Source organism: Chromobacterium haemolyticum (assembly GCF_009936155.1).
GTDB lineage: Bacteria > Pseudomonadota > Gammaproteobacteria > Burkholderiales > Chromobacteriaceae > Chromobacterium > Chromobacterium haemolyticum.
Window position 1 is genome coordinate 2,911,785 of the sequence record NZ_AP019312.1, and the last position, 19,446, is coordinate 2,931,230.

At 59.8% G+C, this 19,446-nt stretch carries 28 protein-coding genes and 1 pseudogene; 19 read left to right on the plus strand and 10 right to left on the minus strand.

Translation table 11 applies throughout. From position 1 onward, the window contains the following. Positions 1 to 3: 3 nt before the first annotated feature. Positions 4 to 582, minus strand: coding sequence for a hypothetical protein (locus GYH29_RS13275; RefSeq protein ID WP_161523931.1), 579 nt, complete (start codon positions 580 to 582; stop codon positions 4 to 6). Positions 583 to 616: 34 nt separating this feature from the next. Beyond that, positions 617 to 907, minus strand: coding sequence for a Cro/CI family transcriptional regulator (locus GYH29_RS25165; protein WP_081546587.1), 291 nt, complete (start codon positions 905 to 907; stop codon positions 617 to 619). Between GYH29_RS25165 and GYH29_RS13285 the strand changes: the two genes are divergently transcribed. Next, positions 906 to 1,289, plus strand: a complete 384-nt coding sequence (locus GYH29_RS13285) for a helix-turn-helix domain-containing protein (protein ID WP_161523932.1) — start codon at positions 906 to 908, stop codon at positions 1,287 to 1,289. The two genes, GYH29_RS25165 and GYH29_RS13285, sit on opposite strands and share 2 nt — an antisense overlap. Before the next feature lie 434 nt (positions 1,290 to 1,723). Here GYH29_RS13285 and GYH29_RS13290 read toward each other — a convergent pair whose 3' ends face one another. The 7 genes from GYH29_RS13290 to GYH29_RS13320 form a co-directional block, all read right to left on the minus strand. Beyond that, positions 1,724 to 2,488, minus strand: a complete 765-nt coding sequence (locus tag GYH29_RS13290; RefSeq protein ID WP_161523933.1) for an autoinducer binding domain-containing protein — start codon at positions 2,486 to 2,488, stop codon at positions 1,724 to 1,726. Positions 2,489 to 2,558: 70 nt separating this feature from the next. After that, positions 2,559 to 2,894, minus strand: a complete 336-nt coding sequence (locus tag GYH29_RS13295; RefSeq protein ID WP_161523934.1) for a helix-turn-helix domain-containing protein — start codon at positions 2,892 to 2,894, stop codon at positions 2,559 to 2,561. Between the two features lie 150 nt (positions 2,895 to 3,044). Then, the gene (locus GYH29_RS13300) at positions 3,045 to 3,269 is read right to left on the minus strand and encodes a hypothetical protein (RefSeq protein WP_161523935.1); all 225 of its coding nucleotides are present in this window, start codon (positions 3,267 to 3,269) and stop codon (positions 3,045 to 3,047) included. A 316-nt stretch (positions 3,270 to 3,585) separates the two neighbouring features. Continuing rightward, on the minus strand, positions 3,586 to 3,750 hold the full coding sequence (locus GYH29_RS13305; RefSeq protein WP_161523936.1) for a hypothetical protein: 165 nt from the start codon (positions 3,748 to 3,750) through the stop codon (positions 3,586 to 3,588). Beyond that, complete coding sequence (locus GYH29_RS13310) at positions 3,740 to 4,087, minus strand: hypothetical protein (RefSeq protein WP_161523937.1); 348 nt, start codon at positions 4,085 to 4,087, stop codon at positions 3,740 to 3,742. Before GYH29_RS13310 ends, GYH29_RS13305 begins: the two co-directional genes overlap by 11 nt. After that, entirely contained in the window at positions 4,084 to 4,518 is a 435-nt protein-coding gene (locus GYH29_RS13315; RefSeq protein WP_161523938.1) for a DUF4124 domain-containing protein, read from the minus strand. Before GYH29_RS13315 ends, GYH29_RS13310 begins: the two co-directional genes overlap by 4 nt. 10 nt (positions 4,519 to 4,528) lie before the next feature. Further along, the gene (locus GYH29_RS13320) at positions 4,529 to 5,155 is read right to left on the minus strand and encodes a BRCT domain-containing protein (protein ID WP_161523939.1); all 627 of its coding nucleotides are present in this window, start codon (positions 5,153 to 5,155) and stop codon (positions 4,529 to 4,531) included. A gap of 388 nt (positions 5,156 to 5,543) precedes the next feature. On the opposite strand from GYH29_RS13320, the gene GYH29_RS13325 reads away from it, so the two are divergent. Together GYH29_RS13325 and GYH29_RS13330 are read left to right on the plus strand one after the other, a co-directional pair. Continuing rightward, positions 5,544 to 5,975 carry a hypothetical protein gene (locus GYH29_RS13325; protein ID WP_161523940.1) on the plus strand — a complete coding sequence of 144 codons (432 nt, stop codon included), beginning with the start codon at positions 5,544 to 5,546 and terminating at the stop codon, positions 5,973 to 5,975. 267 nt (positions 5,976 to 6,242) lie between these two features. Beyond that, positions 6,243 to 6,482 (plus strand): hypothetical protein, encoded by a 240-nt coding sequence (locus GYH29_RS13330; RefSeq protein WP_161523941.1) that lies wholly within the window; start codon positions 6,243 to 6,245, stop codon positions 6,480 to 6,482. Positions 6,483 to 6,775: 293 nt separating this feature from the next. Here GYH29_RS13330 and GYH29_RS13335 read toward each other — a convergent pair whose 3' ends face one another. Next, positions 6,776 to 6,982: a hypothetical protein gene (locus GYH29_RS13335; RefSeq protein ID WP_161523942.1), complete on the minus strand. Its 207-nt coding sequence runs from the start codon at positions 6,980 to 6,982 to the stop codon at positions 6,776 to 6,778. Between the two features lie 275 nt (positions 6,983 to 7,257). On the opposite strand from GYH29_RS13335, the gene GYH29_RS13340 reads away from it, so the two are divergent. The 16 genes and pseudogenes from GYH29_RS13340 to GYH29_RS13415 all read left to right on the plus strand — a co-directional run bounded on the left by GYH29_RS13340 (position 7,258) and on the right by GYH29_RS13415 (position 19,444). Then, complete coding sequence (locus GYH29_RS13340) at positions 7,258 to 7,485, plus strand: hypothetical protein (protein ID WP_146176129.1); 228 nt, start codon at positions 7,258 to 7,260, stop codon at positions 7,483 to 7,485. A gap of 79 nt (positions 7,486 to 7,564) precedes the next feature. Next, positions 7,565 to 7,978 (plus strand): hypothetical protein, encoded by a 414-nt coding sequence (locus GYH29_RS13345; protein WP_161523943.1) that lies wholly within the window; start codon positions 7,565 to 7,567, stop codon positions 7,976 to 7,978. Beyond that, entirely contained in the window at positions 7,978 to 8,580 is a 603-nt protein-coding gene (locus GYH29_RS13350; protein ID WP_161523944.1) for a hypothetical protein, read from the plus strand. Before GYH29_RS13345 ends, GYH29_RS13350 begins: the two co-directional genes overlap by 1 nt. Further along, positions 8,577 to 8,768 (plus strand): hypothetical protein, encoded by a 192-nt coding sequence (locus tag GYH29_RS13355; RefSeq protein WP_019103069.1) that lies wholly within the window; start codon positions 8,577 to 8,579, stop codon positions 8,766 to 8,768. The genes GYH29_RS13350 and GYH29_RS13355 overlap by 4 nt, the downstream gene beginning before the upstream one ends. 39 nt (positions 8,769 to 8,807) lie before the next feature. Beyond that, a complete protein-coding gene (locus GYH29_RS13360; protein ID WP_161523945.1) occupies positions 8,808 to 9,749 on the plus strand; it encodes a YqaJ viral recombinase family nuclease in 942 nt (313 codons plus the stop codon). A gap of 56 nt (positions 9,750 to 9,805) precedes the next feature. Then, positions 9,806 to 10,432 (plus strand): annotated as a pseudogene (locus GYH29_RS25170) (RecT family recombinase); the annotation flags it as partial. 425 nt (positions 10,433 to 10,857) lie between these two features. Beyond that, positions 10,858 to 11,070, plus strand: a complete 213-nt coding sequence (locus tag GYH29_RS13370) for a hypothetical protein (RefSeq protein ID WP_161523947.1) — start codon at positions 10,858 to 10,860, stop codon at positions 11,068 to 11,070. 10 nt (positions 11,071 to 11,080) lie between these two features. Further along, a complete protein-coding gene (gene rdgC, locus GYH29_RS24870) occupies positions 11,081 to 12,280 on the plus strand; it encodes a recombination-associated protein RdgC (protein WP_161523948.1) in 1,200 nt (399 codons plus the stop codon). A gap of 149 nt (positions 12,281 to 12,429) precedes the next feature. After that, positions 12,430 to 12,876: a hypothetical protein gene (locus tag GYH29_RS13380; RefSeq protein ID WP_161523949.1), complete on the plus strand. Its 447-nt coding sequence runs from the start codon at positions 12,430 to 12,432 to the stop codon at positions 12,874 to 12,876. Further along, entirely contained in the window at positions 12,873 to 13,646 is a 774-nt protein-coding gene (locus GYH29_RS13385) for a hypothetical protein (protein ID WP_161523950.1), read from the plus strand. Before GYH29_RS13380 ends, GYH29_RS13385 begins: the two co-directional genes overlap by 4 nt. A gap of 188 nt (positions 13,647 to 13,834) precedes the next feature. Continuing rightward, positions 13,835 to 14,158 carry a helix-turn-helix domain-containing protein gene (locus GYH29_RS13390; RefSeq protein WP_161523951.1) on the plus strand — a complete coding sequence of 108 codons (324 nt, stop codon included), beginning with the start codon at positions 13,835 to 13,837 and terminating at the stop codon, positions 14,156 to 14,158. After that, positions 14,155 to 14,790 carry a hypothetical protein gene (locus GYH29_RS13395; protein WP_161523952.1) on the plus strand — a complete coding sequence of 212 codons (636 nt, stop codon included), beginning with the start codon at positions 14,155 to 14,157 and terminating at the stop codon, positions 14,788 to 14,790. Before GYH29_RS13390 ends, GYH29_RS13395 begins: the two co-directional genes overlap by 4 nt. A 49-nt stretch (positions 14,791 to 14,839) precedes the next feature. Then, positions 14,840 to 17,341, plus strand: a complete 2,502-nt coding sequence (locus tag GYH29_RS13400) for a DNA methyltransferase (RefSeq protein WP_161523953.1) — start codon at positions 14,840 to 14,842, stop codon at positions 17,339 to 17,341. 100 nt (positions 17,342 to 17,441) lie between these two features. Next, complete coding sequence (locus GYH29_RS13405) at positions 17,442 to 18,029, plus strand: hypothetical protein (protein WP_198001583.1); 588 nt, start codon at positions 17,442 to 17,444, stop codon at positions 18,027 to 18,029. A gap of 49 nt (positions 18,030 to 18,078) precedes the next feature. Next, the gene (locus GYH29_RS13410) at positions 18,079 to 18,306 is read left to right on the plus strand and encodes a hypothetical protein (protein ID WP_161523954.1); all 228 of its coding nucleotides are present in this window, start codon (positions 18,079 to 18,081) and stop codon (positions 18,304 to 18,306) included. A gap of 160 nt (positions 18,307 to 18,466) precedes the next feature. Further along, entirely contained in the window at positions 18,467 to 19,444 is a 978-nt protein-coding gene (locus tag GYH29_RS13415) for an HNH endonuclease (RefSeq protein ID WP_161523313.1), read from the plus strand. Positions 19,445 to 19,446 lie beyond the last annotated feature (2 nt).

The window sequence follows — 19,446 nt, forward strand, 5'->3', positions numbered from 1 at the left end:
TCGTTATCCCCTTACCTGCTGGGCATCATCCACCTTCGCGAACTCCAGCTCCCAGCCGGCCAGCTGCCCGGCGATCTGGCGCATGGCCTGGCGCGCGTGCTTGATCTGCTCGCGGTCGTCGTGGTCCACCTTGCCGTCCGCGATGATCTCGGCGAGGTGTACGAACAGGTCCGCGGTGGTGCGCATCGTGGCGCCCAGCGTTGCCGCGTCGGCGGTGGTGTCGTTGGCCACCGCCAGCATGCCGTGGACCTTGAGGAGATCCGCCAGGCAGCCGTCGCGATATTTCCCCTCCAACGTGGCCACCCAGGCGTCCAGGATCTCCAGGGGAATCTTAATTGCCCGTTTGATCCATCGCTCCACCGCCAGCGCGTTCTTGGCCTTAATCGCGTAAAACTCATCCGTGCTGCCATCCAGAGGGATTTCGTCCAGCGGGCAAGTCCGGCGCGCCTCCGGCGTCATCGCCAGATAGTTGTCGGTCAGCGCCTCGGAAAACTTGGTCAGGGGCTGCTTGGTCTCGGCCATTTGCTGCTTGGCCCAGGCAATCAAGGTGTCAGTCGGGGACTGAAAGTGTTGGGCGCTCATCGTGGTATGCCTTGTTTGCGATGTCATAATTGGCTCATTGAGTTTGACTTGCGTTGCTAGCATCTACGCAGTCAGCCTTATCCAGGTCATAAAGAGCTGGAAATCGTTGGATCAATTGGTAGGCGCTTCCATCCGGGACAAACTCACGCCACTTAGCCACAGCGGCAGTTGAAACCCCGAGAGCTCGGGCGATTCTTGACTTTGCGCCGCGGCCACCACCGAAAAAGGAAACAACTGTAGAGGTCTTCATGAATAGAATGGTAACTTCAGTTCGCATGAGTTGCAACCCAAGGTTTTCACTCGATGCGCTAACCTTGGTTACCATGGAACACACACTCGGTGCGCGAATCCGCAGAGCGCTTGATGCGTTGACTGCTCGGAGCGGAGCAAAGAAGACTCCAAACTGGCTTGCAGGCCAAGTTGGAGTGTCGCGAAATGCTGCTTACAAATGGATGAACAACCCCAACGCGGGGATTGATGGAGAAAACCTATACAAAGCCGCAAAGGCGCTGCAGGTAAGTTCTGATTGGCTGGCTTCTGGAAAAGGAGAGATGGAGCCAGACGCCAACAACGGCAACTACGTAGTGGCCGAGACAATGGAAGACCTTGTTCGTCAGGTCAAAGCCCGTGGTCATGATGAAGTGCTGGAGCTGATCAAACTGCTGGCCGACAACAAGGATGAAATCCTCAACAAAAAAAGCGACTGAAGCCAGTCGCTTTTTCCGCTCTACCTCAACTCAATCCCCTTCAAAATCTCCCGTGCAGCAGCCAACATACCTGCTACATCTCCCCCGTAGTTCATGATCTTTTTCCCATCCCGTCTTACTGCAAGATAGAAAAAACTGACCAGATCATCGGCGCCGCCAGTTTGAGTCCGTGGCCTGAAGTGATGGCAGGAAACTGTGTGGACACAAGGCGCGCCAGGGTCGTGGGGTACATCGGTGTTGCCGCAGTGCATTTCTTACTCCGTTTCGTCGTCGAGCTAAGGGCCTATCTGTCATGTGTCAGTTCTGACATGTGAGGGTCATACTGATCTTGAATGCAAATATTGTCCCATCTGACATCGTTCAGAGTCACTGTGTAAAATTCTAGTTAACAGAAATATTCTGTACTGATCGCGAGTTTAGTAAAACTTAACAAGCTATGAGTTTTCCCCTGCTCCCAATTTGAACATCAGCTGTTCCATCCTGGTACATCCGTACTCGGCTTTCAGCTGGTCAAGGCTGTATCGCAGCCCATTCAAAGACATGTTTAATTGTAATGCTGCCTGCCTCTGTGTTAAGCCTTGGTTCAGTATCAGGTTTATTATCATTCTCTGATTGACTGTCATTTTTGCTAGTAATCTGTTTGAAGCAAAAACTCTATAGGCAACGTCGGCGAAATCAGGCATCAGTATTTCAAGCAGCTCGCGCGCCGGGCGCTGAGTCTCGACCTCTTCCCCGATCAGGGACAGAATCAGCCGACAGTCTGGCCATGCCGCTTTGTAGGACAGGCCATGAGTCATTCCACTTGCGACCACGCCGCGGTGGAATCTCTCCTCCAGCGGCGTCTGCGGCTTCATGCCCAGTAGTAAGGGCGACCAGGGGAACACAATGCCTGCGGGGCCGAGGGCGACGGGATCTACGGTGTCAAAGCGCGCGGCCGCGTACTGGTCAAGCCAGGCGGCCGGCCAGCCCAGATTAATGTGCATCCCCTCATCGAAGCCGTCATCCCCGAAGAACGCGACGAGGATCAGTGGCGCGCCGCCAGTCGTCACCCGCACCAGGGACAAGGCCGCCGCCAGGTCATCCTTTGTTTTGACCCGGATCAGCAGCCGGCGAAGCACCGCGGTGTCGTGGACGGCGGCGCCGGCACGGTTGCGGAACAGCTCGATGGCTTCAGGGAGATTCGACAGGGTTATCTGCATTAAATGGCCTCCTCATTGTTCAAGGTAGGTCATTCGAGCACGCAAAAAAACCCTTCCGCGCGTAGCGCTTTCAGCGCGCGGTTTTAAGGAGGAGCTGAACCAGCTGCCAGACTTCGTCCGGCCCTTTGCTCAGCATCTGCTCTGCGACGTCTTCAATCGAATCTGCGGAAAGATAGGGCTGGTCGGAGGAGGCCGGCGGCATCTTGCTGCCCTTCCCCGTCTCCAGCCACTGCGGCGTGACCCCAAGGGCCCGGGCAATGTCCAGGATCCGGGTAGTGTCGCGGTTGCGGCCGTTCTCCAGATCACCGATCAAGCCGCGGCTCACGCCAGCCTTGCGCGCCAGGTCTTCCTGGCGCCACTTGCGGCGCACGCGCTCCGCCCTTATACGTTCACCTCGTCCATTCATTACTCCATTTTCTGGCACGGGTGCGACGTGATGGCAGCTTGCTGCGACGTGATGCCGGAGTTTTGACGGAAGGGGGTGAAAATGGAAAACCCGCCGAACTCGGCGGGCTGAGGTGTTAGGTATATGTCTCGCTATGGCACAGTAAGCAACTTATGCCGCGACTCTATGAGGAAGATCCTCTCCAGACTCGTTCATGTCTCTTACAACATCTTTTACGACGTTTACAATTCCGGCAAGTGCCGCCTCCTGAGTGCCATCAACCCAAGACAGATATGGGAACTCTTCGCAGAGTCCAACGTACTCTTCGTCTTCATGAGACCAGAGTATGCGGTAGGTGTAGTGGCGCACTTCCATTTCAATTACTCCCAAGTTCATCAAGGGCTTCGAGTACTTGCCTTACTTGATACGCTTTCGCTTTACCGGTTCCGTCATTCTGAATGTTGATTCGATGAGCTCGACCAGGGACTTTGTATGTCCTATGACTAGTCGCTTTGTTGCGTGTTGCGCCGAAACGTTCATCACACACCTTCTTTAGGTCGGTGAAGTCAATATTGTTCGGAGAATTGCGCATCTTCTCGATTATTTTTTCGACACTCATCTCGAAAACCTTAGCGATGGTTTGATTGAGGATGGCACGGGGATCCCGTGTCGTCAAATATAAGTTGAAAGCAAAATTGGCCTGCGCGTCGGCTCAATTGTTGGCTGTCTGGACGGCCGGCGCGCTGGCGTTCTTGGCCTTGCGATCCATGGGCTGCCCTGAGTTGACGATCATCATCAGCACCAGGAAGGCTAGGACGCCGACCGCGGCGTACACCGCCCATTGTGGGTACTGCTGTTCTTGCTTCTTAGATTGCATTCCAGATCCACTTAATGATCAGCCCAAAGACCCCCAATAAGAACGCGCCGGCCGCAATTGCCATGATCACCATGCTCAGCCAGTAAAGCGCGGCACCGCCGGCAACAGCTCCGAGTAGGGTCGTGATCACGCGCAGCAACTTGGGCCACTCTGCGCCGCCTATGCTCATGATGAAGGCCCACGTCAACCAGCCGCCGCCGAAGAACCCGATCAACATCCCAAAGCCACGGATACTATCTTCTCTACTCTTATCCTCTGCGGCCTTCATCTCCTGGGCGCTGTTGTAGTGAGCCGTGACGCCGCCGCCGAAGTGTTTACTGTATCTAGTCATGTTCACTCAAACTCTTTGCAGTTGTTGTCCTTCATGCCGTTTTGGACGTAGCGCTCTTGCCACTTGAGGTCTCGGTCCTTTGCGCCGTTGTAGCCTTGGCTTCGCTCCTCGGTATTGTCATCGCGCCAGCTCTTGTAGAACTTGCACTTCCGCTGGTGATCCTTCTTGTCGGCATCCTCTATCGCGTTGCGGTACTCGTTCCTGGCCTGCTGTCGTAGCCGGTCGTTCTCTTTCCGCGCTTCGCGGTTCTGCCGTAGCCGTTCCTGCCGCTGGATGTCGCGGCTGTCGTATTCCATGTAGCCGCTGTCCAGCGTGTGGTGCCGCACCGATCCGCTGCAGGCCACATCCGAGTAAGTCACCTTCCCGTCCGCTCCCACGCATTTGAAGATCGCGTGCGCCGGCGCCGCGGCGACGATGGCGGCAAAGGCCGCGATCAATGAAAGTGTTCTATGCGACATATCTCACCCAGTGGGACTCGGGAATGATGTGGATTTGACGGCCCTTAGTTTGGTACTCCACCGCCTTTTCGATCTTGCTTCCAAACGTGCTGTGCTTCCAGTCTCGGCTGCCAATGGTGCCGATCACTAGAAAGTCCAAATCGACTTTGACGCCAGGTAGCACTACCCCTCCTTTGCTCTCTATCGCTTCCTGCACCTTCTTCCTTGTACCGAATTCAAACGTCCCCGTGACGCAGAACTTACAACCATCAATGGTTAGGTCCGGCAGAGGGCTAGAGAACGGGAGCTCAGTCGAGAGAGAGGCTACGTCGCCGGCAGGATTGCCTCCGGTAATGCCTGAAATGAGGCGGATCAATTCCAGTTGCTCATCTGGGTCCACCACTCCATCGGCCATGATTTCTGGCAATCGCTCAACAACAACATTCAGCGGCCATTGGTCCATTGCTTCTTGATGGGTGTGAAGCCAGTTCGCGATGAACTCCACCTCCTCGGCAACAACGAGGCCGTCAGCGATGACCCCCTTACAGATGCCAACGAATTCTGAGACGTCTCTCTTGATCCGGTCCTTTGACTGGAGGGCGGCGATTGGTTGCCCTTGGTTGTCGAGGTACTTCATGGCGAGCTCCGCATTTTGACATTGTCATTTTAGCCCCGAAGTTGGTGTTGCATAAATGCGAACCATAGTTAACTTTTTTTGGAACCCATGGTTGACATTGATGCGAACCAAGGTTTACATTTCACTCACCAGCCCAGCACCGGGCACAGATCCTTCACAACCCACCAACAGCACCACCCTCGCGGCTTCGGCCTGCAAAACTCGGTTGAGGGAGAGCGCCTGGAATGCGACAGGCGCCAATAGGGCACCGCCAGCAAGACTGCACGGGCCAACGCAAAGGAAGCCAAGCCCACCGTGGCAGAAAACGGGGGAGCGAAGTGTCGGATGTGGTTCCCTATTCAGCTATGTGTTTGACATACTTGAAGCGTAGCCAAACGGGAGTCACTGAATGTCACTTAGAGATGAGTACATCAAGGCAGGAATCATCAAGCCAGCAGCCGAGAAGAATAAGGCTGAGTTTGATGCCTTGGTTGAGGATCTTGAGCGGTTGTTTGGGGTAACCAAGCCATTGCCGGCAGCAACCAAGCAGCCAAAGAAGGAGACGGTACAACCAAAGCCCCAACCCAAGGTCAAGGCCAAAAAGTCCAAAAGAGAACCAACGCTTGCCGATAAGTTGGCGGCCCGAGCGAGGAACCCTTTACCACCAAAACCGTTGACTTGCCCATTATGCGGGGAAGGAATTCGACCAGGTGGAATGCTGGACCACAAGGCGCTTAAGCATGGAGAAAGGGCAATTACACCTTCACCCATCCGGTTAACCCACCCTCCCGAGCGTCCGATTTTTGTTCGAGGGGGATCGCCGGGGCTCAAGAAAAAGTAGTCGTTTAGCCGCTTAGCGATAGGCGGCACATTGAAGCGGCGGCGTGGGAAGCAGACACGCACAGCAGCAGCGCTCCGAGCTGACCTGAAAAACCGGAGACGTGGTTTTCGCCCCGCATAGGGGCGTTGTAAAGATAATCGGCGGAAAAAGCAGCGCCACGACTGCCCGCAGAGAGAAAGGCGATGTCGGCCTTTGAGGATCGCCGGAGTAGCGCCCGGCCCGCTTCAATGTGTGATGCAGAACAACCTACAGCACAAGGAGTAAGCCATGAAAATTCGCATTGGACACCCGGCATACACTGGCCGCAACGCCATGAAATGGCATGAAACCTATGGTGCCGCCCTGCGCGACCTCCTGCAACGCGGCATCAAAATGGCGGAAGCACAACGCGCCCTGTCTCTCGCGAAAAAGAACCCGGGTGCTGTAGCAGATACCGATTACGAGTTCCGCGGCGCTGCCTCTGGCAAGGTCTACACCGAATTCGCATGTGAAGTGATGTTTCAGTAGTAAGGACTGGTGACCACGGCCAGGCAACCCAACAACGGAAGCGAACGGGTGGAGGTGAGTCGTAGCCCACGGAAAGGCGCAGTTTGATGCCAGCTACCGCCCCCTATTGAATCGGCCCGAAGACAAGGGCGGCGCAAGGGCAACTCAGACGGCCGGGCAGTCACCTGGCGCCGGACAACGTAACCAGCAGATGGCCTTGGAAACAGGGCCATCACCAAAGCGCCGTGACAGGACGCTTTGGTGAGGTCATGCATCAGAAGGGTCACAGCATAGCTGTTTAACCAAGGCCTTTCTCATAGACCATTTGCTTTAGCAAATGCGTCAGCAGATATCTTTGGGGGCTGGACTTTGCGCCCATTTGCCTCCTCAACAATGGCATTTGCGAGATCAAACAATGCCTTTGCAATTTCCTTGTCACTTACATATCCATCCCCCTCCATCGAAGCAAGTCGACCAGAAAGAAGTGTTGCTGCTAAAGGTAGCGCCTCTTTAATTTCCACAATGCTTCTCCGTTGAAAAATTTCAAATGCATGAGCACGTTACTACCGCACATCAGGGTGAGTAAACAGACTGATTAGTCAGTTTGCAAAATCAGATTTCATAACGCACAAATGACCAAATCCTGACTTTACTCCGGATAGCGTTGGTCAAGTCAACGAGCAATACACAGGCGAGAGCGGCCTGCACAAGAACGGCTTCCGGGGCCGGCGTGGCCCCACCTAACACCCCGTTGCCCAGCTTCCGCGCTGGGCTTTTTTATTCCCGAGGAGGTTGTATGCATGCACTGAAAGTAGACATGGCGCCGCGGGTGGTGGCCAGCAACACCGATCTGCCGGCGGCGCGCATGGGCGCTTATGTGATCGACCTGCAGCAACCCCGCACCCGCATCCGCCGGACTCAGGACGTTGTCCAGCGCGACCTGGACGCGGCCCTGGCCACCGCCGCGCGGCTGAACCCCGGCTTCCTGATCTCAGGCTGGCGGCCGGCGGCAGGCCGGCAATGATTCGCGCAGCAGCACTCTTTACCTACCGCATGGCCGCCCTCTTCGCGGCCATTGTCCTTCTCTCCATGGTGATCCCCAAATGAAACTCGAACACATCGCCGGCGACCCGGCGCTGATCCAGGCCGCCGGCCTGATCGCGGCATTCGCCGAACGCATAAACGGGCATTTTGAAGGCATGCAGCCCCGCCCCGCTGCGACCATCCGCCACGCCGGCGGCGGCCTGCTGCTGGACATCACCGCGCCGTGGGAGGGTGGCGGCACGATGTCGCGCTCTATCAGCAAGTTGGACTGGGAAGAGGCCGACATCCTGGGCGAGCTGCTGCGCGTGGCGCTGAGCCGCAGCATGGAACGCACGATTGCGCGCCGGCACGAGTTGGCCCTGGCTTGGGCCGGCGCCGCGGCGCGCAGCAAGGTGGCGCCGTCGGCGGTATCGCGGCGTGAGGACGACGGTAGCGCGCCGGCGAACTGGCAACGGGCAGAGGACGCGGCGTGATGGATCTCACGAATGAGTCGTGGTCCTACGTGACCCACAGCTGGGAAGAAACCAGCATCCTTGACGCGGCAGGCACTCGCGTTGCCGTGATCCGCATCAGCTCGGAGGTGATAGAAGACAACCAGCAGGAACTGGAATACCGGATGGAAGCCCAGGCCCGCCGCATCGTGGCCTGCGTGAATGCGCTGGTTGGCTGGGACACTGCCACGCTGGAGCGCTATGCACAGGGTGGCGCGCCGGGCAATCCAAACCTCGGCCAGATGTTCTCCGAGCTGAATATCGCACGCGAGCAGCGGGATCAAGCGTGGGCCGAGCTGCGCGCGATCCGCGAGGCGATTGGAGCTAATCCGGAAGAGTCCACCCTCGACGAGGTGGCCAGTAAGCTGACCTACAACGACGAGGCCGTCAGCAAGCTGATCTCTCAGCGCGACAATCTGCTCTCAGCGCTTGAGCTTATGGTGGAGCGCATCGCCGAGCCTCCTGATGCGAATTGCTCTTGCCACCTCTCGCCCCCCTGCAACGACTGCGTTGACTACGGTGGAGAACGGGAAGCCTTCGAGACGGCGAAGGCCGAAATTGCAGAGGCTCGTAACGCCAAATGATCAGCCACAACACCCAACTGCGCGACTACCTGATCACCGCCCGGCAGGCGCGGTCCAACGAACTGGTGCCGAAGGTCCGCAGCGCGCCAGACTCGCCTGAACTGCGCCGCCGGCGCGACGACGCTTGGGAACGCCGCATCGCCCGCGAGCTCGCCGGCAACGACCCGATAACCGACAAGGCCGCCTAAGCGGCTTTTTTTACGCCCTCTGGGCGAGGAGGCATAGCATTGACCGCAATATCCCGCGATGAATGGCTTGCGCTGCGCAACACCGGAATCGGCGGCAGCGACGCCGGGACGGTGCTGGGCGTGAACCCCTACAAGACTCCCCTGCAGCTGTACTTGGAGAAGCGCAACGAGTTGGAGCCGGACGACATCGGCACCAAAGAGGCAGTCCATTTCGGCAATGTGCTGGAAGACGTGGTGGCGCAAGAGTACAGCCGCCGCACGGGCCGGAAGGTGGAGCGCTGCAACACCATGCTGCGCCATCCCAAGCATGATTTCATGCTGGGTAATCTCGACCGCCTGGTATGGGAAGGCGACAAGCGTCCGCAGCACCGCGGCGAGATCCGCACGCGCCATCTGCTGGAATGCAAGACCGCGCTCGGCCGCTTCATCGACAAGTCAGCCTGGGGGCCAGATGGCTCCGACGAGGTGCCGATCACCTACATGGCGCAATGCCAGCATTACCTGGCAGTGACCGACGCCGAGCAGATCGATTTGGCTGTTCTGTTGTCCGGGCCGGAGTTCCGCATCTACCCCATCCGGCGGGATGACGAGCTGATCGCCGCGATGATCGAGCAAGAGGCGGAGTTCTGGGAGCAGGTGAAAAGCGGCCGCGCGCCGGCGATGAACTATGACCACGCCTCTACGCCCGACCTGCTGGCCAAGCTCTACCCCGGGACAGACGGCAGCGAGATCGTTCTGCCAGACGGCGCGCTGCACTGGCAGCAGGTCATGGCTGAAGCCAAAGAGCAGGCCAAGCACTATGAGGGCGTGGCCACCGGCGCCAAGAACCACCTCCTCCACCTCATGGGCAACGCCGCGATTGGCAAGCTTTCTGACGGGTCGCAGTTCACCCGCAAAGCCATCTCCCGCGGCTCTTACACCGTTGACGGCGTTACCTACATGGATTTCCGCTACAAGAAGGCCAAGGAGCAGGCAGCATGAGCGCCCTGATTGAACACGAAAGCATTGCCGAAGTGCCGGCATTCCACGGTCACCAGACGTCCACCTCCGCATTGGTTTTGGATGATGGCAACATCGACCGCATGATGCGCCTGGCTGAAATCATGGCCAGCGGCAAGGCTACTGTTCCGCAGCACCTCCGGAACAACCCAGGAGACTGCTTGGCCGTAGTGATGCAGGCCATGCAGTGGCGAATGAACCCGTTCGCCGTCGCCCAAAAAACTCACTTGGTCAATGGCGTGTTGGGTTACGAGGCTCAGCTGGTGGCGGCCGTCGTCAATACCAGCGGGGCAACCAAAGACCGGCTGAACGTTGAATGGTTTGGCAATTGGGAAAAGGTCATCGGCAAATTCGACATCCGCAAGGGGGAGAAAGGCGAGTATCGCGTCCCCGGCTGGAAGATGGCCGATGAGGAAGGCCTTGGAGTTCGGATCTCGGCAACCATCAAAGGCGAGGCAGAGCCGCGCGTTCTTGAATTGTTGCTGGCCCAGGCGCGAACCCGTAACTCAACGCTTTGGGCGGACGACCCGAAACAGCAGTTGGCTTACCTCGGTGAAAAACGTTGGGCACGCCTGCATGCCCCTGATGTGCTGCTGGGTGTGTACACCCCGGACGAGCTTGAGCCTTCCGCGCCGGCGGAGCGCGACATCACTCCGCGCGCAGAAGCCACGAAGGAAGCGCCACGCACCCGCGCGGATCAGCTCAAGCAGCGCCTGGCATCCAAGCCTGCACCGGCAGCCCTGCCCGCCCCGAGCCTGGATGACGTTTTGCTTGCCATCAGCACCGCCGGCGGCCGGGCGCAGATGCAGGCCGCGAAGGAGATGGCCGGCCAGCTGAGCGAGCAGGACTACGCCGTCGCCGCGAAGCGCTACCAGCAACGCGTCGATGAATTGCGCGCCCAGGCGGCGCCGGCCACCAGTAGCGCCAGCGGCTTTGATCTCGATGGGTTCAAGAACAAGCTGGCCAGCTGCAACGACATCGACACCTTGGACGTGATGGCCGCCGATGCAAGCAGCCTTGCAGATGGCCCGCAACTGGACGAAGTCAGCCGGCTCTATGCGGCGCGGCGCGCCGAGCTGGGAGCCTGACCATGGCCCGCCCTTCTCTCAGCAACCACGTTCACCAACTCTACACCGCCGACCAGTTCCGCCAGCTGCTGGCCAGCGCGGTGACCAACGCCGCCGGCCGGCCGTGGGACGAACAGTTCATCAGCGACCTGGCGCAGCGCTACCAGCAGCACGGCCAGGAAATGCTGATCAGCATCCTCCAGCGGCACCAGCTGACGCGCATCGCCGGCGCATAGGAGACAAGCCATGTCATTGGCCTTTTACAAAAACCTCTCGCTCTTCCACATTCTGGGCGGCCGCTCCATCGTCCGCCTGGACATTGAGGAGAGTCTGTGTTTCCTGAAGTTCGCGCCGCCCAGCGCGCTGCAACTCACCAGCACCGGCTTTGTGAATCCGCTCACGTTGCAGCCTGATGACGAGCTGACCTATGCGGCCAATCAGTGCGTGTTCTTTGCCCTGCGCACCGACGAGAAGCAGATCCCCAAGGCGGCACTGGATCAACTGGTCGCGGCGAAGGTGGCAGAAGTCGAAGAGAGGGAACAGCGCAAGGTCGGCAAGAAGTGGCGCCGCGAGTTGCGGGATCAAGTTATTGAGTCCGTCCTGCCGACCGCCTTGCCCAAGCAATCGCTATTGCGCGGGTACTTCGACCTCCGCCAGCGGCTGCTCGTGGTGGACTCCACCAGCGCCAGCAAGCTGGACGAACTGACTGGGGCTCTGACCAAAAACCTGTTCTTAAACTCCGGCAACGGTATCAGCTTCCTCGGCTTGAAGGTCGAGCAGAGCGCGGCGGACGAGATGACGCGCTGGGTCAAAGAGGGCGAAGCGCCTTTCGACAGCTTCACCATTGACGACCAAGGCGAAATCATCAAGACCGGCGACGACGCCGGCGCGATCCGCATCGCCCACCTCGACATGCTGGAGCCTGACATCATCAACCTGCTCTGCCCTGGCCGCGCCGTGAACAAACTGGGCCTGACGTGGGACAGCCGGATCTCCTTCGTCATCAGCGCGCAGTTCCAGTTCAGCAAGCTGGCCTGGGGCGAGGTTGTGCAATTGCGCATCGCCGAACAAGGCGCCGAAACCGTCGAGGATCACCGCGACGCCAGCATGACCATCATGACCGGCGACGTCCGCGAGTTGGTCTATCGAACGGGCGAGTGCTTCGGCGGCATCAAAGTGCCGGACGAAGACGAGAAGAACCCGCGACAGATCGAGCAAGAGCCCGTGTCCTATGACGGTGGTGACGCGCTGGCCAGTGAGGCCCTGCGTATCGTCACAATGACCGGCAAAGCCAGCATCAGCCATCTGCAGCGCAATCTGCAGATCGGCTTCAACCGCGCCGCGCGGCTGCTGGAGCATCTTGAATCCGTCGGTGTGGTCAGCCCGATGGACGCCAAAGGCAACCGTGATGTCCTGATTGCAACCGAGAGGGCCGCCGCCGCGTGACCCGCCGCTTGCGTAACTCCCTGCGCCCGTCCTGATGCTGTTTCGGGACGGGGTAGTTTTTGGCGCGGGCGCCGTCGCCGGTGGTGCCGGCGTCGTGTCCCTCCTCCTCATATTCCAGTTCGTCGCGGAAGCGGCGGGAAAGTAAGACTATGACTTTAGCTCTCGTCAATTGGCCGGAACCCGCCGGCCAAACCGGAAGCGATGCCGGCTATATCGAGCGGCTGCAAACCGCATACCGGGACTTAAAACGGGACAACGAAAAGCTGACGCGCGGCATCGCGACCGCAAGCGAAAACGCCGCGCGGCACTTCGCCGCCCACGCCCAGATACAGCGCGAGCTGGCACTCGCCCAAGCCCAGGTGGCTGCAGTTGCTGCTGACTTCGAAATGGAGCGGGCGAACAGCGAGCGCCTGGCCGCCGAGGTTTCCGAATTGCAGAATCGCATCGGCATCCTTGAGCAGGATGTCGAGCTGCGCGACCAGCATCTGGAAGCGCGGGACCGGGAATGTGACGAGTTGACCCAGGCGCTGGCCGTCGCCAAGCTGCCTGCCGCAAGCCGCAACAACGTGATCGACCTGCTGCGGAACGCTGCGTGATGGCCGGCAAATACAACCCGCGCAAAGCAGCCGAGCGCGCGGCCCGGCTGACGGACAACTGCACTTCGAACACGGTCGCGCGCGTCATCGCACAGGTCAACACCATGACACCCGGCCGGCAGTCTGGGCTGATGATGACCCGGGAGCAGATCGAGACCCACAGCATCGGCATGCTGGCCGCGCTGGACCAGCTGCATCACCGCTGGGACAGCTTCGCATACCGTTGCTTGAGCAGCTGGTATCGGATCGCCTACTACACCGCCCACAACCTCAGCCGGCCGGATCTCGACAAGCTGGCGCGCGGCGCCCGCTGCGCGCTGTTCGACCTCAGCAACGACGGCATGCAACCTGTGATGCGCCCCAATCAATACCGCATCCTGCGCGGCATGGTGCTGGCGCTGATCAACGCCTTGCCCTTCGTGCCGGCCAAGCTGATGGACGTCATGCAGCAGCAAAGCCGCGAGCAGTTCGAGCACGACGTCGCGCCGGAGTGGTACGGCGCTCCGGCCTGGGCGCGCGACGCCGTGGTAAAGGTGATCAACGGCGCCAGCATGGCCGCAGCGATGCAGAAGCACGATCTGGGCAACCGCGAAGCGCGCGAACAGGTGATCACTCTCGGCATGGCCGCGCACGCGATGCTGCACGACAGCACCACGCCTATTCCCGAAACCCTCCAGGCTCTGCGGAGTCTGCGCCGGCAGCTGCTGCCGGTGATTGAGCGCTTCAACCGCGGCGACTACCTGCCCGAACCGATGAGAGCCGCGGCCTGATGTCGATTGCAGCCCACCGCCGCCGGATGTGGATTCGCGCGGCACTGAACAAACTGGCCCGCCAAGCGCGGGCCTTGCCTTTGGAGCAGACCCAAATGGATGAAGCGGACGTGCAAGCCTAGCGCCGGATGAACCCCGGCGCGCCCATCAACCAACAGCCCCCCAGCCAACAGAAATAAGGAGTCGCCATGTCGTCTTTCGCCATCATCAAGCAGCCCCGCGAGATCCGCCGCAAGCTCGGTCTGAACCAGCAAGAGTTCTGGAGCCGTGTCGGCGTCACCCAATCCGGCGGCAGCCGCTACGAGAGCGGCCGCAACATGCCCAAGCCGGTGCGGGAACTGGTGCGCCTGGTCCACATTGAGCAGGTAGACCTCGCCGCGGTGACGCGCGCCGACATGGACGTCATCGCGCTGCTGAAAGCCGAGCACCCCGATCTGTTCAAGAGCCTGCGCAAGGCGGCAAAGACCCGCGCGGAAGCGGCCAATCAAGAGCTGCAGGAGCAGGCCGCATGAGCAAGCTTTCCGTCATTGAGGTGATGAAAGCCGTCTCCGCACCGATCTCCATGCAGGCGCTGGCCGACGCCATGGGCATCGAACGCAGCGAGGCCCGCCGCCAGGTGCGCGAGATGACCGCCGCCGGGGCCGTCAGCCCGGTTAAGGTCGGCAATGAAACCCACTACCGGCCGACCGACCATGTTTACCCCACGGCAGCGCCGGCGCCAGAGACCTCCACCGCCACCGAGCAGCTGACGGCAGCGCGCGGCCGCGAGCAGCAGCTGGCGCGCGAGGTGGACGACTTGAATCAGCGGCTGGCCATCGCCGAGCAAGAGCGGGACAAGCAGGCCGGCCTAGCAGAAGAGGCCTTGCAGCTTTGCCAGGAACAGGTAGACCGGCTGGCGCAGATGGAATGCAACGCCGCTGCCTTGGGCTTCTCCCCTTCAGCCGGCATCCCGCTTTTCGATTGGCTTGAACTGTCGCTGGCGGAGCTCGTCCACGAGACGGCTCACATGCAGGCGCTGCAGAGCCAACTGGCCCAGGCCCGGAACCTGAACCGCGGTTTGCGCCTGGCGCTGGAACTCAATCCGGCGGAGCGCGCGGCGCTGGCCGAGTGCATCTCGCCGGCGGTAGAGCAAAAGGCCGCCTAATTCCCACATGCCCAGGCTAATTGCCTGGGCGCTTTGCCGCCCTACGATCATGACCGACTACCTTGAATTCCTGCGCGCCAAGATCCGAATGGCGCGCTTCGCTGGTTTCGCCATCGAACCGGCTGAGATTCACCCGACATTGATGCCCCACCAGAGCGATATCGTTCGCTGGGCCGTTGCCGGTGGCAACCGCGCAATCTTCGCCAGCTTCGGCCTCGGCAAGACCTTCATGCAGACCGAGTGGTGCAAGCAGATCCAGAAGCGCGCCGGCGGCCCTGCCCTAGTGGTAGCTCCGCTTGGCGTCCGGCAAGAGTTCCTGCTCACCACGCCTTCGCTTGGCGTCGAGTTTCAGTTCATCCAGTCGGCCAGAGAAATGCGCGCCGGCAGTGAGTTCTACCTGACGAACTACGAGACTGTCCGCGAAGGCAAGCTCGACCCGCGCCTGTTCGCTGCGGCCAGCCTGGATGAAGCCGCTGTACTGCGATCATTCGGGAGCAAGACCTATCAGGAGTTCCTGCCGCTGTTCGACGGCGTGCAATACAAGCTGGTGAACACCGCCACGCCGAGCCCAAACCGCTACAAAGAGCTGATCCACTACGCCGGTTTCCTCGGGGTGATGGACACCGGGCAGGCGCTGACTCGCTTTTTCCAACGCGACAGCGAGAAGGCCGGCAACCTGACGCTGTACCCGCACAAGGAAGAGGAGTTCTGGCTGTGGGTGTCCAGCTGGGCGGTGTTCATCCAGAAACCCAGCGACCTGGGCTACAGCGACGAAGGCTATGAACTGCCGCCGCTGGACGTGCGCTATCACGAGGTGCCGAGCGACTACAGCGCCGCCGGCGCCGACAAGATCGGCCAGAACCTTCTGTTCCCTGATCCTGCGCTTGGCCTGTCCGCGGCATCCGCCGAGAAGCGCGACAGCCTGCCGGCGCGCGTGGCCAAGGCCTGCGAGATCGTCAACGCGGATAGCACTGACCACTTCGTGCTTTGGCACGACCTTGAGTCAGAGCGCCATGCGATACAGGCCGCACTACCCGAGGCTGTCAGTGTGTGGGGCAGTCAGGAGCTGGGAGAACGCGAACAGCGCATCGTCGACTTTGGCGCCGGCCTTTACCGCCTGTTGTCCACCAAGCCGATCATCGCCGGCAGTGGCTGTAACTTTCAACGCCATTGCCACCGCGAGGTGTTCGTCGGCATCGGCTTCAAGTTCAACGACTTCATCCAGGCGATCCACCGTGTTCAGCGCTTCCAGCAGCAGCACCCGGTACGCATCGACATCATCTACAGCGAGGCGGAGCGCGAAGTACTGCGCACCCTGCAGCAGAAGTGGGTACAGCATGAAGAAATGGTGCAGAAAATGACCGAGATCATCCGCAAGTACGGCTTGAATCAGCTGGCCATGCAGGAGACGCTGGCGCGCGCCATCGGCGTGCAGCGCATAGAGGTGAGCGGCGAACGCTTCGTGGTGGCCAATAACGACTGCGTGGATGAAGCGCGTCGCCAGCCCTCCAACAATGTCGATCTGATCGTTACCTCGATCCCGTTCGCCAATCACTACGAATACAGCCCCAGCTATAACGACTTCGGCCACACCGAGGACAACGGGCACTTCTGGCAGCAGATGGACTATCTGACGCCGGAGCTGCTGCGGATCTTGAAGCCTGGCCGGCTGTACTGCTGCCACGTCAAAGACCGAATCCTGTTCGGCAACGTCACCGGCGCCGGCGCGCCGACGGTAAGCCCGTTTCACGCGGAGGCGATTTTCCACGCACGCCGGCATGGCTTCGACTACATGGGCATGATCACCATCGTGACCGACGTGGTTCGCGAGAACAACCAGACCTACCGCTTGGGCTGGTCCGAACAGTGCAAGGACGGCACCAAGATGGGCGTTGGCTCGCCGGAATACGTCCTGCTGTTCCGCAAGCCGCAGACCGACCGGAGCCGCGGCTACGCTGACGAGCCGGTGGCCAAGGATAAGGCCAACTATACCCGGGCGCGCTGGCAGGTCGACGCACATGCGTTCTGGCGCTCCAGCGGCAACCGCCTGCTATCGGCTGACGAGATGGCCGGCTACGGCCCGGCCAAGCTCGCCAAGCTGTTCACAGACTACAGCCTGGCCGGCGTCTACGACTACGAACACCACGTTCGTGTTGGCGAGGAGCTGGAAGCCCGCGGCGCGCTGCCGTCGACCTTCATGTCTCTGGCCCCAGGAAGCCATAGCCCAGACGTGTGGCATGACGTGAATCGCATGCGCACGCTGAACGGCGACCAGGCAAAGCGCAACGTGGAGCAGCACGTTTGCCCGCTGCAGTTCGACATCGTCGACCGGTTGATCGAGCGCTACAGCAGCCCGGATGAACTGGTTTACGACCCGTTTGGCGGGCTGATGACCGTACCTTACCGCGCGATCTTGAAAGGCCGACTCGGCCAGGCCAGTGAGCTGAACCCCGCCTACTTCCTCGACGGTGCCCACTACTGCAAGGCCGCTGAGGCGGAATTCAGCATGCCGTCGCTCTTCGATTTTGAAAACCATCAGGAGGCCGCATGAACCCGCAACACCTGCACGAAGCACCCGACACCGGCGCGGCGATTGCCGCAGTCAACGAAGCCCACGCAAGTGGGCTTTTTAACGCCCGCGAGGAGCCCGTATGACCTTGCAGCCAGTGGCCGCCTTGTTTGTCCGCGCCGACAGCGTCTACAAGCAGATGGTCGGCGTAGATGCTTGGGACGCAGAGCGTGATGCTATGGCGTGGCCCGGCGGCTGCCCAGTCGTGGCTCATCCTCCATGCAGAGCCTGGGGCCGGCTGCGGCAGTTTGCAAAACCCCGCTCGGGTGAAAAGGAGTTGGCGCTCTTTGCTCTGCGGCAAATCCGCCAATTCGGTGGTGTGCTTGAGCATCCGGCGGAAAGCTCACTGTGGAATGAGGCGTTTCTACCAAAGCCCGGTGAGTTTCAAGACGAGTATGGCGGCTGGAGTATTGCGGTCGAGCAGTTCCACTGGGGGCATCGCGCCGAGAAAGCGACGTGGCTCTACATCGTTGGCTGCGCGCCGCGTGACTTGCCGCCCATCCCGTTCCGCCCGGGCCGCCCAACCCACTGCGTCCGTCCCACGAAGTCTTACCCTCGGCTGCCATCCATAACTAAGGCCGAGCGCGAGCATACGCCGCCGGCGTTTGCTGAGTGGCTCGTCCAGGTCGCACAGCTCTGTGCAAAGCAGAACGAAAGGGCCGCCGCATGACCGGCCGCTGGGTCCGCACCGGCTATCGAGATGGCCGGATGGTAATTCGATGGGTCGCCGCGGCGGCCCAATTTCATTGAGAGGCACACATGGTTCAGGCTTGGATAAAATTGTACCGGCTGACGAAATCATTGATGGCGAAGCCTACTTCTTAGCAGTTGATCGCGGAACCGGCTTGTGCCGCAGCTATATGTTCTACAGCACAGACATCAAAGGAAAAAAATCCTCAGTTCCAAACCTGGCATTGCAATTCATGTTGCCGGAAACGAAAAGTTGAGGACGATTTTGCGAGAAAAACCTGACCACGTTGCAATTCAGATACCCGCAGACGCAGATCGACGCTGGGCGCGCCGCAAAAAAAGGACATGGAAGCGCTCTACTTAAAGCGTCAAGAAAACTACAGGGCCGCACGCGGCCCTTACTTATTGGGAGTGAGCATGAAAGAACGCCCGATTTTGTTCAGCGGCGAGATGATCCGCGCGCTGCTGGCCGGCGCCAAAACCCAGACGCGGCGGATCATCAAGCCGCAACCCGACGTAACCCAAGAGCGACTGCGAGAACTGGACGCATGGATCGATGGATTTACGCTGAGCCAGCAAGTCGATGGGGCGTGGCAACACGGATTCATCGACGCCCAATGCCCCTACGGCCAGCCCGGCGACCGGCTGATTGTTTCCAAGGGAATCCCGCACGTTGGCAGAAATTACTGCGCCGGTAGTGATGGGGTTATCTACTCGCGCGCCAGGGGGGACTGGCGACCGTTAAAAGCCCATGGCAATGCTAATGGCTACCCGTCAGTCACCATTATGGACGGCAGCCGAAAAACAACTAGAACGGTGCACTCATTAGTCTGTGAAGCATTCTACGGGGCAGCCCCATTTGACAGCGCACAAGTTCGCCATCTTGATGGCAATCCTGAAAATAGTCTTCCTGAAAATCTAGCGTGGGGTACACAGGCTGAAAATTGGCGCGACAGAAAGTTCCATGGAAATGGTATTGAGGGAGAAAAGCATCATTCCGCCAAGCTTTCCGATGTTGAGCGCGAGCACGTCAGATGGGGGATTGAGCGCGGGCTTTTCAGCCAGCGCCATGCGGCAAGAATGCTTGGCATGACCCAATCTGCCATATGCCAACTTGTATCAGGCGCAGAGCTTGAAATCATTGAGCCGAACACCCCGACAGATCGAATTCCCACCATCCTGCTGGAGATAACCGATGTCCGCGTTGAGCGGCTGCAGGACATCACCTTCGCTGACGCTCAGGACGAAGGCTGGCCGCCAATGGTCGACGGCAAGCCCAATCCTCACGACCCAATTACATGGTTCAAGCTGCTATGGGTAGAGCTCTACGGCGCCGGCAGCTGGGATGCGAACCCGTATGTGTGGCGAATTTCGTTCAAAAAAGTGGAGGCGTGAGC